The organism is Pseudomonas auratipiscis, from assembly GCF_036324085.1.
In the GTDB taxonomy this organism is placed as follows: domain Bacteria; phylum Pseudomonadota; class Gammaproteobacteria; order Pseudomonadales; family Pseudomonadaceae; genus Aquipseudomonas; species Aquipseudomonas auratipiscis.
Genome location: NZ_JAZDCU010000018.1, coordinates 1 through 15161 on the forward strand (window position 1 = coordinate 1; position 15161 = coordinate 15161).

At 57.9% G+C, this 15161-nt stretch carries 15 protein-coding genes; 4 read left to right on the top strand and 11 right to left on the bottom strand.

Annotated elements, in window-relative coordinates; translation table 11 throughout:
* Positions 1-103: 103 nt before the first annotated feature.
* The 9 genes from msrQ to mrcB all read right to left on the bottom strand — a co-directional run bounded on the left by msrQ (position 104) and on the right by mrcB (position 9942).
* Positions 104-724 (bottom strand): protein-methionine-sulfoxide reductase heme-binding subunit MsrQ, encoded by a 621-nt coding sequence (msrQ, locus tag V0R60_RS21220; protein ID WP_330080708.1) that lies wholly within the window; start codon positions 722-724, stop codon positions 104-106.
* Positions 724-1737, bottom strand: a complete 1014-nt coding sequence (gene msrP, locus V0R60_RS21225; RefSeq protein ID WP_330080707.1) for a protein-methionine-sulfoxide reductase catalytic subunit MsrP — start codon at positions 1735-1737, stop codon at positions 724-726. The genes msrQ and msrP overlap by 1 nt, the downstream gene beginning before the upstream one ends.
* Before the next feature lie 63 nt (positions 1738-1800).
* Positions 1801-2658 (bottom strand): CDP-diacylglycerol--serine O-phosphatidyltransferase, encoded by an 858-nt coding sequence (gene pssA / locus V0R60_RS21230; RefSeq protein ID WP_133216259.1) that lies wholly within the window; start codon positions 2656-2658, stop codon positions 1801-1803.
* Positions 2659-2804: 146 nt separating this feature from the next.
* Entirely contained in the window at positions 2805-3821 is a 1017-nt protein-coding gene (ilvC, locus tag V0R60_RS21235; RefSeq protein WP_136474472.1) for a ketol-acid reductoisomerase, read from the bottom strand.
* 50 nt (positions 3822-3871) lie between these two features.
* Positions 3872-4363, bottom strand: a complete 492-nt coding sequence (gene ilvN / locus V0R60_RS21240; protein ID WP_010223016.1) for an acetolactate synthase small subunit — start codon at positions 4361-4363, stop codon at positions 3872-3874.
* 2 nt (positions 4364-4365) lie between these two features.
* On the bottom strand, positions 4366-6090 hold the full coding sequence (locus V0R60_RS21245; protein WP_136474471.1) for an acetolactate synthase 3 large subunit: 1725 nt from the start codon (positions 6088-6090) through the stop codon (positions 4366-4368).
* Between the two features lie 422 nt (positions 6091-6512).
* A complete protein-coding gene (locus tag V0R60_RS21250; protein WP_330080706.1) occupies positions 6513-6842 on the bottom strand; it encodes a YqcC family protein in 330 nt (109 codons plus the stop codon).
* Positions 6842-7597: a tetratricopeptide repeat protein gene (locus V0R60_RS21255; protein WP_136474469.1), complete on the bottom strand. Its 756-nt coding sequence runs from the start codon at positions 7595-7597 to the stop codon at positions 6842-6844. Before V0R60_RS21255 ends, V0R60_RS21250 begins: the two co-directional genes overlap by 1 nt.
* Before the next feature lie 23 nt (positions 7598-7620).
* Positions 7621-9942 (bottom strand): penicillin-binding protein 1B, encoded by a 2322-nt coding sequence (gene mrcB / locus V0R60_RS21260; RefSeq protein ID WP_136474468.1) that lies wholly within the window; start codon positions 9940-9942, stop codon positions 7621-7623.
* 118 nt (positions 9943-10060) lie between these two features.
* Here mrcB and V0R60_RS21265 point away from each other — a divergent pair, with 118 nt between their 5' ends.
* From V0R60_RS21265 to V0R60_RS21280, 4 genes are all read left to right on the top strand, one after another.
* On the top strand, positions 10061-11623 hold the full coding sequence (locus V0R60_RS21265; protein WP_330080705.1) for a bifunctional aminoglycoside phosphotransferase/ATP-binding protein: 1563 nt from the start codon (positions 10061-10063) through the stop codon (positions 11621-11623).
* 103 nt (positions 11624-11726) lie between these two features.
* Entirely contained in the window at positions 11727-12071 is a 345-nt protein-coding gene (locus tag V0R60_RS21270; protein ID WP_136474466.1) for a pentapeptide repeat-containing protein, read from the top strand.
* A gap of 165 nt (positions 12072-12236) precedes the next feature.
* Positions 12237-12509 (top strand): TfoX/Sxy family protein, encoded by a 273-nt coding sequence (locus tag V0R60_RS21275; RefSeq protein WP_136474465.1) that lies wholly within the window; start codon positions 12237-12239, stop codon positions 12507-12509.
* Positions 12510-12796: 287 nt separating this feature from the next.
* A complete protein-coding gene (locus V0R60_RS21280) occupies positions 12797-13114 on the top strand; it encodes a Rieske (2Fe-2S) protein (protein WP_330080704.1) in 318 nt (105 codons plus the stop codon).
* On the opposite strand, the gene sfsA is transcribed toward V0R60_RS21280, so the two are convergent.
* A complete protein-coding gene (gene sfsA, locus V0R60_RS21285) occupies positions 13104-13817 on the bottom strand; it encodes a DNA/RNA nuclease SfsA (protein WP_136474463.1) in 714 nt (237 codons plus the stop codon). The genes V0R60_RS21280 and sfsA overlap by 11 nt on opposite strands.
* Complete coding sequence (locus V0R60_RS21290) at positions 13817-14989, bottom strand: pyridoxal phosphate-dependent aminotransferase (RefSeq protein ID WP_330080703.1); 1173 nt, start codon at positions 14987-14989, stop codon at positions 13817-13819. Before V0R60_RS21290 ends, sfsA begins: the two co-directional genes overlap by 1 nt.
* Between the last annotated feature and the right edge of the window lie 172 nt (positions 14990-15161).

Here is a 15161-nt window from a genome sequence, read left to right on the forward strand (position 1 = left end):
ACCTGAAACATCTAACTCATTGAATATCAAGGAGTTTTCAGTTCCGACTACGCCAGAAGTGGGGCGAATTATAGAGAAATTAAATCGTACGTCAAGAGCTTATTTACGCTTTCGATGCAGCCGTTGCTTTTCGACCTATCAAACGCGGAATTCGCCGAGCAAAAGCTGGGATACGCAACACCATCAACACCGCACCGATAGCCGCATAAACGATCCACTCCTTTAGATCCGCGCGCACAATCCAGAGAAAGTGCAATAAACCCAGCGCAAGAATCACGTAGACCAGTTTATGCAACTTCTTCCAGCGTGCGCCCAAGCGCCGCTGACTATAGCGATTGGACGTCAGCGCCAAAGCGAGCAGACCTATAAACCCCAACGCCCCCACAATAATGTAAGGACGCTTGCTCAGCTCTACCCCCAACTGCCCCCAGTCCAATCCCAGAATGAAAACCAGATAGGAAGTGATGTGCAGCACGATATAAGCGAAGCACCACAACCCTAGCTGTCGACGCGAAACGATCCACCCCGCCCACCCCGTCAGACGCTGCAACGGCGTCATGCCCAAGGTAATCAGAAGGAAGATCAACGCCCCCAGCCCCAATCGATCAACCAGGATTTTTCCCGGGTCTGGCCCCAGCGCGTTCATGTCAGCCTCGTACAGCCACCAAAGTGGCCAAATACTACCCAGGACGAAGATACCGAAACGAAACAGTGGGTAGCGCATCAATAGTTCTTCCGCAGGTCGAGCCCACTGTACAAACCCGCCACTTCCTCGGCGTAACCGTTGAACATCTGCGTAGGTCGCACATTGGGACTGAACAATCCACTTGGCAGACGTCTCTCTCGCGCCTGGGTCCAGCGCGGGTGATCGACCTCGGGATTGACGTTGGCATAGAAGCCATACTCTTCGGGCGCAATTGCTTGCCAGGTTGTATGCGGCTGTTGCTCGACAAGGCTGATGCGAACAATCGACTTGATACTCTTGAAGCCGTATTTCCACGGCACCACCAAGCGCAGCGGCGCACCATTCTGATTGGGTAGCTCTCGCCCATACATACCCACCACCAGAATTGCCAACGGATTCATCGCCTCATCCATACGCAAGCCCTCTATATAAGGCCAGTCGATCAGGGCGAAGCTGGAGCGTTGTCCCGGCATGGTTTTGGGATCCTGCAGCGTTTCAAACCGAATGAAACGAGCCTTCGAGGTTGGCTCCACCTGTTTGAGCAACGCCGAAAGTGGAAAGCCGAGCCAAGGTATGACCATCGACCAGGCCTCGACGCAGCGCAAACGATAGATTCGCTCCTCAAGCTGGTAGGGCTTCATGAAGTCCTCGAGGGCATATCGCCCAGGCTTACCGACTTCACCATCGACCACCACGGTCCAAGGCTCGGTTTTCAGGCTGCCGGCATTCGCAGCAGGGTCACCTTTATCCGTACCGAACTCGTAGAAGTTGTTGTAGTGAGTCGAGTCCTTGAATGGGGTAATGGCCTCCCCCGGCGCAGTGACGGCTTGCCATTGCGTTGCGGCAAGCTTTTCGTTGAACCAGCCGGGCGCCCTGCCCGCCTCGACGTCAGCGTATCGCGACATTTGCGCAGCTCCCGCCCAGCGCGGCAACGCAGTTACTGCCAGGGCAGCCAGCGACCCACCCAGCATGGCGCGGCGCGATACATAAAGAGATTCAGAAGTGACATCCGCCTCTTTGCAAGCAGATGCTTTGGACAGTTTGATAAGCATGAAGGCTCCGTAGAACTGGAGGACTGATGCACCAGTAGACTACGGAGCCAGAGCGAAATTACATCACTCGATGTTTTTCCGGCGACGAATACGCAGCAAGTACTGCACCGGGCCGGATGCCGCATAGCCAAGGAACACCAGCAGCAGAATGCGCGGTGGATCACTGAAGACTACAGCGAACACCAGCACCACTGCCAGGATCGCTACGAACGGTACACGCCCCTTGAGATCCAGCTCCTTGAAGCTGTTGTACTTGATGTTGCTGACCATCAGCATGCCTGCCGCCGCAACCAGCAGTGCAACCAGGAACGACAACTTGGAGCCCTGAATACCGTAGTCGCTGAAAGCCCAGACAGTACCCGCAACCACGCCGGCTGCTGCCGGACTGGCCAGACCGATAAAGTAGCGCTTGTCGGCCTTGCCCACCTGGGTGTTGAAGCGAGCCAGTCGAAGCGCCGCGCCCGCAACATAAATGAAGGCAACCATCCAGCCGACCTTGCCCATGTCGCCCAGCGCCCAGCCGAATGCCAGTAGCGCCGGAGCAACACCGAACGCGACCATGTCCGACAGCGAGTCGTACTCGGCGCCAAAGGCACTTTGGGTATTGGTCATACGGGCAACGCGACCATCAAGGCCGTCGAGCACCATGGCGACGAAGATTGCGATAGCGGCAAACGCAAAATACTTGCTCGCTTCGCGTGGATCACCAGCACTCAGGGCAGCCTGGGCACTCATGGAGTTGATGATGGAGTAAAAACCGGCGAACAGGTTCGCGGTGGTGAACAGGTTGGGCAGTAGATAGATGCCGCGATGCCGAACCTTGCGTCCTTCGGCGTCATGCCCTTCTTCAACATGCTCATCGATCGGTAGCAGGCTTTCGGCGTCAGAGGCCTTGTTCGGCTCTTCGGGACGTTCGCTCATGGACATTACCTTGCAACGGTGTGGAAAGTTTCGACAGATGTCTGCGACGAGGGTTCGACAGCAGACGATGAAGCTTTATACCAGAAGCTGACCGTCTAAACGAAAAAACGCGGCCGAAGCCGCGTTTTCATCGCATCAGGACAAGATTAGTTCTTGGCCTTGTCGACGATTTTGTTAGCACCGATCCAAGGCATCATCGAGCGCAGCTGCTCGCCGATGACTTCGATGCCGTGAGCGGCGTTGTTACGGCGCTTGGCGGTCATCGATGGGTAGCCAGTAGCACCTTCGCTGATGAACATCTTGGCGTATTCGCCGTCCTGGATGCGCTTCAGAGCGTTGCGCATGGCCTGGCGGGATTCGGCGTTGATAACTTCAGGGCCGGTTACGTACTCGCCGTATTCGGCGTTGTTGGAGATCGAGTAGTTCATGTTGGCGATACCGCCTTCGTACATGAGGTCAACGATCAGCTTCAGTTCGTGCAGGCATTCGAAGTAGGCCATTTCTGGCGCGTAGCCAGCTTCAACCAGCGTTTCGAAACCAGCTTTGACCAGCTCAACGGTACCACCGCACAGTACGGCTTGTTCGCCGAACAGGTCGGTTTCAGTCTCGTCCTTGAAGGTGGTTTCGATGATGCCGGTACGACCGCCACCAACACCTGCAGCGTACGACAGCGCTACGTTCTTGGCGTTGCCCGAAGCATCCTGATAGACAGCGATCAGGTCAGGGATACCGCCACCTTTGACGAACTCGGAACGCACAGTGTGACCTGGCGCTTTTGGCGCGATCATGATCACGTCCAGGTCAGCGCGTGGCACAACCTGGTTGTAGTGAATGGCGAAACCGTGGGAGAAGGCCAGGATGGCGCCCTTCTTGATGTTCGGCTCGACTTCGTTCTTGTACAGCTGGGATTGGAACTCGTCCGGGGTCAGGATCATGACCAGGTCGGCACCGGCAACAGCAGTTGCAACATCAGCAACTTTCAGACCGTGAGCTTCGGCCTTGGCAACGGTAGCAGAGCCTTTACGCAGACCGACAGTGACATCCACACCGGAGTCTTTCAGGTTGCACGCTTGCGCGTGGCCTTGGGAGCCGTAACCGATGATGGCAACTTTTTTGCCCTGGATGATCGAAAGGTCGCAGTCTTTATCGTAATAAACTTTCATGAAATACCCCTGTTATCTCGGCCCGATAAGGCCATAGCTAATTTTTTGATTTAGATGCTGAGCACTTTGTCGCCACGGGCAATGCCGGTGACGCCACTGCGCACTGTTTCGAGAATGGACGCGGTACCGATGGCCTGAATAAAGCTGTCAAGCTTGTCGCTGGCGCCAGTCAACTGCACGGTGTAGACGCTGCTGCTGACATCGACGATCTGCCCACGATAGATATCGGTGGTGCGCTTGATCTCGGCGCGCTGTGCACCCGTGGCCTTGATCTTTACCAGCATCAGTTCACGTTCGATGTGCGCGCTTTCCGAGAGGTCGACCAGCTTGACGACTTCAACCAGCTTGTTCAGGTTTTTGGTGATCTGCTCGATCACCTCATCATGACCGACTGTGGTCAACGTCAGACGCGACAAGGTCGGGTCTTCGGTAGGCGCTACAGTCAGGCTTTCGATGTTGTAGTTACGCTGCGAGAACAGACCAACGACGCGAGACAGGGCACCGGGTTCGTTTTCCAACAGCAGGGAAATAATGTGCCGCATGATTAGGTACGCTCCGTCTTGCTCAGCCACATGTCGCGCATAGAGCCGTCTTTGATCTGCATCGGGTAGACGTGTTCGCTGTTGTCGACCTGGATGTCGATAAACACCAGGCGGTCTTTCATGGCGAACGCTTCTTCGAGCTTGGGCTTGAGATCCTTCAGGCTGGTGATGCGAATGCCCACGTGCCCATAGGCTTCAGCCAGCTTGACGAAGTCAGGCAGCGATTCCATATAGGAGTGCGAATGACGGCTGTTGTAGGCCATGTCCTGCCACTGGCGGACCATGCCCAAGACGCCGTTGTTCAGGTTGACGATTTTTACCGGCAGGTCGTACTGCAGGCAGGTCGACAGCTCCTGAATGTTCATCTGGATACTGCCCTCACCGGTCACACAGGCAACGTCCTGATCCGGGAAGTTCAGCTTGATACCCATGGCCGCCGGGAAACCGAAGCCCATGGTGCCCAGGCCACCGGAGTTGATCCAGCGATTGGGTTTGTTGAAGCGGTAGTACTGCGCCGCGAACATCTGGTGCTGACCAACGTCCGAGGTAACGAAGGCATCGCCTTTGGTCACTTCACACAGGGTCTCGATTACAGTCTGCGGCTTGATGACATTACCGTCGCCCTTTTCATAAGGGAACATGTCGCGGTCACCACGCCACTCTTCGATCTGCTTCCACCAGGCATCCATGGCAGCTTTTTCTGGCTGTTCGCCAATTTCGCGCAAGATGGCGACCATTTCGGTCAGCACGCTATCGACCGGACCCACAATCGGCACGTCGGCCTTGATGGTCTTGGAGATCGACGCAGGGTCGATATCGATGTGGATAACCTTGGCGTTCGGGCAGAACTTGGCCGGGCCATTGACAACGCGGTCGTCAAAACGTGCACCCACCGCAAAAATCACATCGGCGTGGTGCATGGCGAGGTTCGCGGTGTAGCTGCCGTGCATACCCAGCATGCCGAGGAACTGGCGATCGGTACCCGGATAGCCACCCAGGCCCATCAAGGTATTGGTAACCGGCAGATTGAGCATTTGCGCAACTTCGGTCAGGGCAGCAGAGCCACCACCGAGAATCACGCCGCCACCGGCGTAAACCACCGGGCGCTTGGCCGCCAACAGCATTTCCGCGGCCTTGCGGATTTGCCCCGAGTGACCACGAACGGCCGGGCTGTAGGAGCGCAGCTTGACCTTTTTCGGGTAAACGTACTCGAACTTCTCTGCCGGATTGGTCATGTCTTTCGGGATATCGACGACCACCGGGCCTGGACGACCCGACTGGGCGAGATAAAACGCCTTTTTCATGATCTCCGGGATTTCCGAAGCATGCTTGATCATGAAGCTGTGTTTCACGATCGGCCGGGAAATACCGATCATGTCGGTTTCCTGGAAGGCGTCGGTACCGACCATAGTGCTAGGCACCTGACCGGACAGAATGACCATCGGAATGGAGTCCATGTACGCGGTGGCAATACCGGTAATGGCATTGGTCGCGCCTGGGCCGGAAGTTACCAGTACCACGCCGGCCTTGCCGGTAGCACGGGCATAGCCGTCCGCCATATGGGTTGCTGCCTGCTCGTGACGAACCAGGATGTGATTCACTTCCGGCTCTTTGAACAGGGCATCGTAAACATGCAGGAGAGCACCACCAGGGTACCCATAGATGTGCTTAACGCCTTCGTCACGCAAAAAGCGGACGACCATCTCAGCGCCAGATAAAAGCTCCACGTTGTTCACCTCTAAAACGCCAGAATACCGCCCACGGTGGACGGGTCTTAATAGGTTTACTGCCAAGCAGAGCATGAGCGACGGAATCGCCGACTACGTCAGCACTGACTGAGCAAGTATTGGGAGCGCCCCAGAGTGTTGCGGGGTTTTCCCACCCAGCGCGAGGTAACGCGTTGCGGGGTGTAACAGGTCGGCGCGGGTGTGCGCCTCATGATCTGCTTAGCGGGTCTGCTTCTGGCAGTCCCTCTACAGCGGAATCTGGATTCTTATTTTTCGGCGCTCGCAAGTCAAGAAAAATTATTGCCAATTTTTAGCGAGGACTAAGCACTGCCACCACTAATTTCGGCTAGCGCAGCAGAAAAGCAAAGAATACAAACAAAAAGAGCCACAATCTGTGGCTCCAAGGGGGAAAAGAGGGAAATTCAGGCAGATGGACTGATCAATTGGTCAAACTCTGCTAGCAGCCTGCGTAGCTCGCGGCTTTCGTCCGGGCGATCGATATAAACCGTTTCAGCCATGACCAGAATGCCGGAGGCACTGGGTAGCGCCAGGCCGCGCTCGAGGATCTCTTTCATTTTCGGCAGGAAAATCCACTGCAACCACTGATCGAAGTTCATGCTATCGACGGCAAAAGGCACAGTGCTGGCCAACGCCTGAGCGCTAGGGGATACGACGCTCCACCAGCCCTGATTGCGCAGTTCGTGCTCGATCAGCAGCAGATGATCGGCAATATCGAGGATGCGCGGGTCCATTACAGATTCACCTGGGCTTTCTGCCGTGCCAATGCTGCACCAGCCGAATCCCCCTGTTTTTCACGCGCCTGCGCAATAATTCCCCAAAGCCCTGCTTGCAGGTCCGGGCGACCATTGGCGTAAGTCAGCGCCCTACGGGCCAATTGCTCGGACTGGGCAGCGTCTCCCTGCGCCAAACGCACCTGGGCCAGACGGTAAAGCACTTGTGGCTCGCGCGGAGCAATACGCTGGGCACGCTCAAGGCTCGAGGATGCGCCATTGTAATCACCACTGCCTTGCTGTTGCTGAGCGGTGGTAAGCAGCGCTAGGACAGGGCCATCAAGCTGCTCGTCAGCCGACAAGCCACCGCTGGCAGCTGCACTGCGCGGAATGCCGCTAGGAGCGCTGGGTGCCGTAGTGCTGGGCATGACATAGCTACCGGCATTGGTCGAACCACTGTCAAACGGTGCCGAACTGCTTGGCCCCGGTGTGATCGGGCCAGTACTGATCGAGGCCGGCGCTGTAGATGCTGGGAATGTTTGAATCGGCGCTGCGCCGGCACCTTGCGGAACCATGACAGTGACGCCGGAATCCTGCGGCACGGCCTGGGCCTGGCGAGAGCCAGCATTTACCGGAGCGCCACGGTTGGCCGTGACCCGCTCACCGTTGGAGACGCGCGTGCTCGAATCGACCACGGGAATTGAGCCGCGTTGTACGCTGGCGCAACCGTTGAGCAAAGCCAGTGCCGTCAAGGCAGGAAACAACCACTTGTTCACTTCACACCCTCTTTGCCTAGTGCTTAATTCATCCAGCCTTTAACCCAGTCCATTACAGACTCGGCGGGGTCCTGCGTGCCGCCACAAGGGGCACCAGCAGGCGGCTCACTGCCGCGAATATACGGCATCTGTACTGCGCCTGGGCAACTGCTGTCGGAACCCTGCCCGGAATGTGGATCGATCCAGGCTTGCACCACGTTGTCAGGCAACGGCATATCCAGCGGCAAGGGGTCGGCCTTGCGCATGAAGCTGGTCCAGACCTGCAGTGCACCCGTGGCACCGGTGAATGGCGTCTTGCCATTGTCATCACGGCCAAGCCAGACCACCGCCAGCAGATCCTGGCTGAAACCTGCAAACCAGCTGTCACGTGAATCGTTACTGGTGCCGGTCTTGCCCGCCAGATTCAGCGAACTTGGCAGCACGCTGTAGACCGAACGTCCGGTACCTTCGCGCATGACGCGCTGCATGGCGTTCTGGACCAGGTAGATGGCCCCCGGATCGAAGGTCTGCTGGATTTGGAACGGGTATCGCTTGAGCGGCTCGCCTTCGGCGGTCAGTACACTGCGAATGCCGCGCATCGGTGTATTGAAACCACCGTTGGCTAGGGTCTGGTACATGGTTGCGACCTGCATTGGCGACATGCCTCCAGCTCCCAACATCATCGATGGGTACGCCGGCCAATCGACATTTACACCCAGGCGCCCAATGGTTTTGAGCACATTCGGCACGCCCAGTTCCAGACCAAGCTTGGCGGTCGACAAGTTGTAGGAGTTAGCCAGGCCCTGGTACAGATAAATGGTGCCATGGGAGCGGCGATCGTAGTTCTGCGGTCGCCATACCTGGCCATCTGCGCCTTTCACCGAGAACGGCTCATCTTGCACCCAACTGGTAAGCGTGTACTTGCTCGGCTTTTCCAGGGCCGTCAGGTAAACCGCAGGCTTGACCAGCGAGCCGATCGGCCGCACGGCGTCAATGGCCCGGTTGAAACCGGCAAAACCTGCCTGGCGACTACCGATCAACGCCTGTACCTCACCGGTTTCAGGGTTGGTCACAACCATCGCAGCTTCGACCTCGTCGGCACCTTTGCGACCTGCCAGGCGCTTGAAGGTGTCAGCCATGGCCGATTCGGACTTCATCTGCAGGATAGGGTCGAAACTGGTGAAGATGCGCAGGCCTTCTTCAGTCAAGTCTTCGTCTCGATAGTCCTGGCGCAACTGGCGCTTGACCAGATCGAGGAAACCCGGGAACGAACTGTCGGCCAGGCTTCCACGCTTAGTCACACCCAGTGGCATTTTCTTCGCAGCAGCGACGGCTTCAGGCGTGGCTACGCCCTGCTCGGCCAACAGATCCAGTACCAGGTTACGCCGTACCGTTGCACGCTCCGGGTAACGGCGCGGGTTGTAGTAGGAAGGCCCCTTGACCATGCCCACCAGCAACGCCACCTGATGCAACTTCAATTCGGACAGCGGCTGACTGAAGAAGAACTGACTGGCCAGACCGAAACCATGCACCGCCCGCTGACCATCCTGGCCGACGAACACCTCATTGAGATAGGCCTCGAGGATCTCGCGCTTGTCGTAGTGCAGCTCGAGCAGCAGGGCCATCATGGCCTCGGTAAGCTTGCGGCTCAGGCTGCGTTCGTTGGTCAGGTAAAAGTTCTTCACCAACTGTTGCGTCAGGGTACTGCCGCCCTGGCGCATCGCACCCGACGAAGTGTTGACCCAGACCGCACGGGCGATCGACTTCGGCGATACGCCGAAGTGGCTATAGAAGTCGCGGTCTTCAACGGCAACCAGGGTTTCCAGAAGATACGGCGGCACCTGATCGAGCTTGATCAGAATGCGATCTTCCAGGTTCTTGGGATACAGGCCACCGATCATCAACGGTTCCAGCCGAACTACGTCGAGCTTGGAGCCATTGATCGAGCTTAGCCCGGCAACGTAGTCGCCAGAGAAGCGCACACGCACCGCTTGCGCCTGCTCCATGCCTTCATAGAACTGGAAACCGCGGGTATTGAGATCAACGGTGTTGCCGTTGACAGCAGCCGCGCCTGGACCATTGGCCACGCTTTCGCGGCGATAGCCCAGCGCATCGAGTTCGATGAGAAAGTCGTTTCTGCTCAGCTTCTGTCCGACGAACAGTTCCAATGGCCGTGCGTAAACCTTGGCCGGGATCGTCCAGCGCTTGCCGGAGAACTTCTCCTGGACCACTGCATCGAGGTAGATCGCGACGCCGGCCAGCACCACAAGACCAACCAGGCTGAGCTTGATGGCCCAGCCCAGCCAGGCACGGGAGCGGCCAGACGGACGTTTTTTCGGGGTACGGGGGGATCGGGTTCGAGTCATGGCGGCGGATTATACGCACTTTATTGATCATCGACAGACGCCCTCCGGCGGTTTGCACCAGCCTCGCTAGCCGCCATAATGGCCCACTCGAAATCACCAAGACCCAGAAGGATCGCCCGTGAGCCAAGCTTTGATCACCGCGCTACAGAACCCCGCCCTGTTCCCTCACCCGGTGAGAGAGTTCCAGCTCATCGAGACGCATATCTCCTGGGTGCTGCTGACTGGCGACTATGCCTACAAGATCAAGAAGCCAATGAACTTCGGCTTTCTCGACTTTACCGAGCTGTCCCAGCGCGCGCACTTCTGTGCCGAGGAACTGCGCCTCAACCAGCGCCTGACCGAAGGTTTGTATCTGGAAGTGTTGCCGATCTGCGGAAGTGCCGAGGCGCCGCAACTGGGCGGCGAGGGCGAACCGATCGAGTACGTCCTGAAGATGCGCCAGTTCCCTCAGGAGCAGATGCTCAGCACCCTTCAGGCCAATGGTGAACTGACCGCCGCACACATCGACCAGATGGCCCGGCAGATCGCCGAGTTCCACCTGAACGCTCCCAAGGTTGCAGTGGAGCATCCGCTGGGCACGCCAGACAGCGTGATGATGCCGGTGGAACAGAACTTCGAGCAGATCCGGCCATTCCTGAGCGACAAGGCCGATCTGCTGCAACTCGATGCGCTGCAAGCCTGGGCACAGGACAGCTTCAAGCGCCTGCACGGCCTGCTCGAAGCGCGCAAGGCTGAAGGGTTCATTCGCGAGTGTCACGGTGATATTCACTTGGGCAACGCCACCCTGATCGACGGCAAGGTGGTGATCTTCGATTGCATCGAGTTCAACGAGCCCTTCCGCCTGACCGACGTCTATGCCGATGCTGCGTTTCTGGCAATGGACCTGGAAGACCGCGGCCTGAAGTCTCTGTCGCGCCGCTTTATCAGCCAGTATCTGGAACTGACGGGTGACTATGCGGGCCTGGAACTGCTGAATTTCTACAAAGCCTACCGTGCGCTGGTGCGGGCCAAGGTCGCTTTGTTCAGCATGCCAAGCGGAGCCGATGCCGTAGCACGCGCCACGACTCTGCGCACCTACCGCAACTACGCCAACCTGGCAGAAAGCTACAGCGCTATTCCTTCACGCTTCCTGGCTATCACCCATGGTGTTTCTGCCGTTGGCAAAAGTCACGTAGCCATGCGTCTGGTCGACGCACTGGGCGCCATTCGCCTGCGCTCGGACGTGGAACGCAAGCGCATGTATGGTGAACAGGCAAGCGACAGCGCAGGCCAACTGAAGGCCGGCATTTATAGCGAAGACGCCAGCCACGCCACCTACCAGCGCTTGCACCAATTGGCCGAGACCGTGCTGCGCGCCGGCTTCCCGGTGGTCATTGACGCCACTTACCTCAAGCAGGATCAACGTCGCGCTGCAGCCCACGTGGCCAGCGAAACCGGCGTGCCGTTTCTGATTATTGACTGCAACGCACCTCAGGCAGTGATCGCCAGCTGGTTGGCACAGCGTCAGGCGGACAACGACGACCCGTCCGATGCGACCCTGGAAGTCGTACAAGCCCAGCAAGCCAGCCGCGACCCGCTGAGCGCCGAAGAGCTGCTGCAAAGCAAACGCGTCGAAACCAATGAAAGCGGAAGCCTCGACCTGCTGGTCGAACAGATTCGCCAGCGCCTACCTGGGCTGTAATTCATTCGGGACGTGAAGCAGTCGACACTTCCCGCCTGAACTCAGGCGCCCCCGCAATGATGGCACTATAGTGTCATCACAAGTCCAACAGGGAGGCGCCTTCATGAATCAGCCAAGGCAATTGGACAGCGCACTGTATGCGCTGGTGCATGACGAACAGATCGCCAGCTTCAACCGCGAAAAGCCCATGGACATCCACATCGACTTTCGCGGCGGTGATTTTCGCGGCCTCGACTTGCGTGCGCTGGACACCACCGGGATCGATTTCACCGATGCCTATTTCCGCGCCGCCGACCTGCGTGGTCTGGACCTGCGAGAAAACCCACTGGAAGGCGCAAGCTTGGCGCACGCACAAATCTCCGGTACTTATTTCCCGGTTGAGTTGAGCGCCGACGAGATTCTCATGTCGGTCAATTTCGGCACTCGCTTGCGCTACAACACCCGCTAACGCCTCTACTACAGCCCCCGCCAGCCAAGCGCTGGCGGGGGCTCGTGGCTACTTGTCGGCCTACGGATGGCAAAACGCCGCGTATTTTCGAAGTGCCGCTACACTGCTCATTGACCCGCCAGCGATTCCTTCTGAAGACCCGTTCAGCCGTCGCAAGGAGGCTTGATGAACGATGAACTCCAGCATCTGAAAAACCTAGGCAAGACTTCTGCGCAGTGGTTGCATGCGGTCGGCATCCACAGTGCTTCGGATCTACGTCGTCTGGGTGCAGTGAATGCCTACAAAGCTGTACGCACTAGAGGCTTTCGAGCGTCGAAAGTGCTGCTCTACGCGATTGAAGGCGCCTTGCTCGGTGTGCATTGGAATGAAATTCCGGCCGACCGCAAGGAAGCCTTGAACCAGCAACTCGATGCCAAACCTGTTCAGAAAAATAATTGAGAATTTCGAAAGAGGACAGTTGACACCGTAATGAGAATCGTTATGATTATCACAACTGGTCGCGAGACTGGTTGGATAAGCTGAAAGCCCCTGGTTCGGACTCTCAGATTATCTCCTCATCAGGCTAATCACGGTTATTGACCCGGCACTTTGCCGGGTCTTTTTTTTGCCTGGAATCAGCCCAGGCCACACGGTATAAAGCGTCCGGCACAATAAACAAACGCTAACGATCCGAGAATTGTTGGCGTTCACGCAGCAAGCCGAGACTGATTCAGGTACCGTTCGTTATGCACTTTCTTTGTTTACCCGAGCAATTGAGCGAAGGTCAAAGCCGCGGCTTCACAATCAACGGCCGCGCGTTGTTTGCCGTACGCCGCACAGGCCAGGTCTACCTGTATCGCAACCGGTGCCCTCACCGGGGAATAGCCCTGAACTGGGAGCCCAATCAGTTTCTCGACAGCAGTGGCAGCCTGGTGGCATGCGGTCACCATGGAGCACTGTTTCTGATCGAGTCCGGCGAATGTGTCGCCGGCCCCTGCGCCGGGGAACACCTGGATGCCCTGGATTGCCTCGAAGACAGCCAGGGCATCTGGCTTATTGAGTGAGCAATACCGGTAGCGCCCGATCAATGTAGATCTGTTCACCATCAATCCGCGTGCCGTAGGCCAGCACCTCAACGCCTTCTGCTACCGCCGCACGCAGAGCTTGTGCATAGGCATCATCGATTTCTGCGGCCGGCCTGACAGCCTCCACACCGCTGAGATTCACACAGTACAGCTGTACGGCACGAACCCCTTGTCGGGCCAGCGCCGCCAGCTCGCGCAAATGTTTGGCGCCGCGCTGGGTCACGGCATCGGGAAAGGCTGCCACCGCTGAGCCGTCAAAACCGAGCGTCACGCTTTTGACCTCGACATAAGCGGGCCCCTCGGCATACTCCAGGCAAAAATCGATGCGGCTACGTTCCTCGCCATAAGCAACTTCGCGCCTCAACCCGGTAAAGCCGGCCAGTTCGCTTATAACCCCGGCACGTAGGGCCTCTTCAACCAACGCATTGGCCCGTCCGGTGTTCACACATGCCAGGCGCCCTTGCGGGGTCTCACTGATTTCCCAGGTGCCAGGCAACTTGCGCTTGGGGTCGTTGGAGCGGCTGAACCAGACTTGCCCACCCTCCACCATGCAATTGAGCATTGAGCCGGTATTAGGACAGTGGATGGTGATCTGCTCACCACTGGCCAGCTCGATATCGGCCAGGAAGCGCTTATAGCGACGCAGCAGTCGGGCAGTTTCGAGTGTTGGGGAAAATCGCATCAGCCTTGCCAGCTCCGCAATCCACGGGCTATTCGTTCTACAGCCTCCTGAAGACGCGGCAGGCTTTGGGTGTAAGCAAAGCGAACATGATGCCCGGCTTGATAGCGGCCAAAGTCCAGACCCGGCGTAAAGGCCACATGCTCTGTTTCCAGAAAGTGCTGGCAGAACGCGAAGGCATCACCTCCAAAGGCACTTATGTCGGCATACAGATAAAAGGCGCCTTGCGGCTCCACGGCAATCTTGAAGCCCAGTTCACGCAGCGCTGGCAACAGGTAGTCCCGACGGCGGGCAAATTCGCCACGGCGTTCTTCCAGAATGGCCAACGTTTGCGGCTCGAAACACGCCAGCGCGGCATGTTGGGCCATGCTCGGCGCGCTGATGTACAGGTTCTGCGCCAGCTTCTCCAGATCACCTACGGCTGCGGGCGGGGCGACCAACCAGCCGAGACGCCAGCCGGTCATCCCGAAATATTTGGAAAAGCTATTTAGGACGAAGGCATCATTGTCGACTTCCAACACACTGGCAGCGTCCATGCCGTAGGTCAGGCCGTGATAGATCTCATCGACCACCAAGTGGCCATTGTGGGCGCGGGTCGCCGCCGATAGACCAGCAAGCTCGGTACGATCAAGCACGGTGCCAGTCGGGTTGGCTGGCGACGCCACCAGCGCGCCAACGCTGTCCTGATCCCAATAGCGCTCAACCAGATCGGCCGTCAGCTGATAGTTGACCTCAGGACCGACAGGCACCAACTGTGCGCCACCTTCGACCAGGCGCAGAAAGTGCCGGTTGCAAGGGTAACCAGGGTCCGCCAGCAGCCAGTGTTTGCCCGGATCGACCAGCAAGCTGCTGGCCAGCAGCAAGGCACCGGAGCCACCGGGGGTCACAAGAATTCGCTCGGGGTCGATGCTCAATCCATACCGCTGCTGGTAAAAGCCAGAGATAGACTCACGCAAGGCCGGCAAGCCACGCGCGGCGGTATAGCGAGTATGCCCGGCAGCCAAGGCAGCCTGACCGGCCTCGACGATCGGTGCGGCGGTGGTGAAGTCCGGTTCGCCGATTTCCAGGTGGATCACATCACGCCCGCTGGCTTGCAGTTCGTTGGCACGAGCCAGCAGGGCCATTACGTGAAAGGGTTCTATGGCGCGGCTGCGCGCACTGTAGGAGTGGGCCATCAACCTTCTCTCAAATAGGTCTAGAATAATGATTCTACCTGCGCACCGAGTCGAACGTGTGGCTAAACCTGCTGTCAACAACGAAGACACCTGGGAGTAGCGCGCCCCGATTCGATCTGGTAAGTTCGGCGGCTCGCAGTCGCAGGGCCGGCGGGCGCCGGAGATGGAGCAG

Bases quoted from the DNA above. Each gene is read 5' to 3' on its own strand.
- V0R60_RS21280 (WP_330080704.1), top strand. From the start codon at position 12,797: ATGCACTTTCTTTGTTTACCCGAGCAATTGAGCGAAGGTCAAAGCCGC.
- V0R60_RS21290 (WP_330080703.1), bottom strand. From the start codon at position 14,989: ATGGCCCACTCCTACAGTGCGCGCAGCCGCGCCATAGAACCCTTTCAC.
- V0R60_RS21275 (WP_136474465.1), top strand. From the start codon at position 12,237: ATGAACGATGAACTCCAGCATCTGAAAAACCTAGGCAAGACTTCTGCG.
- V0R60_RS21270 (WP_136474466.1), top strand. From the start codon at position 11,727: ATGAATCAGCCAAGGCAATTGGACAGCGCACTGTATGCGCTGGTGCAT.
- sfsA (WP_136474463.1), bottom strand. From the start codon at position 13,817: ATGCGATTTTCCCCAACACTCGAAACTGCCCGACTGCTGCGTCGCTAT.
- msrQ (WP_330080708.1), bottom strand. From the start codon at position 724: ATGCGCTACCCACTGTTTCGTTTCGGTATCTTCGTCCTGGGTAGTATT.
- ilvN (WP_010223016.1), bottom strand. From the start codon at position 4,363: ATGCGGCACATTATTTCCCTGCTGTTGGAAAACGAACCCGGTGCCCTG.
- mrcB (WP_136474468.1), bottom strand. From the start codon at position 9,942: ATGACTCGAACCCGATCCCCCCGTACCCCGAAAAAACGTCCGTCTGGC.
- pssA (WP_133216259.1), bottom strand. From the start codon at position 2,658: ATGAGCGAACGTCCCGAAGAGCCGAACAAGGCCTCTGACGCCGAAAGC.
- ilvC (WP_136474472.1), bottom strand. From the start codon at position 3,821: ATGAAAGTTTATTACGATAAAGACTGCGACCTTTCGATCATCCAGGGC.
- V0R60_RS21250 (WP_330080706.1), bottom strand. From the start codon at position 6,842: ATGGACCCGCGCATCCTCGATATTGCCGATCATCTGCTGCTGATCGAG.
- msrP (WP_330080707.1), bottom strand. From the start codon at position 1,737: ATGCTTATCAAACTGTCCAAAGCATCTGCTTGCAAAGAGGCGGATGTC.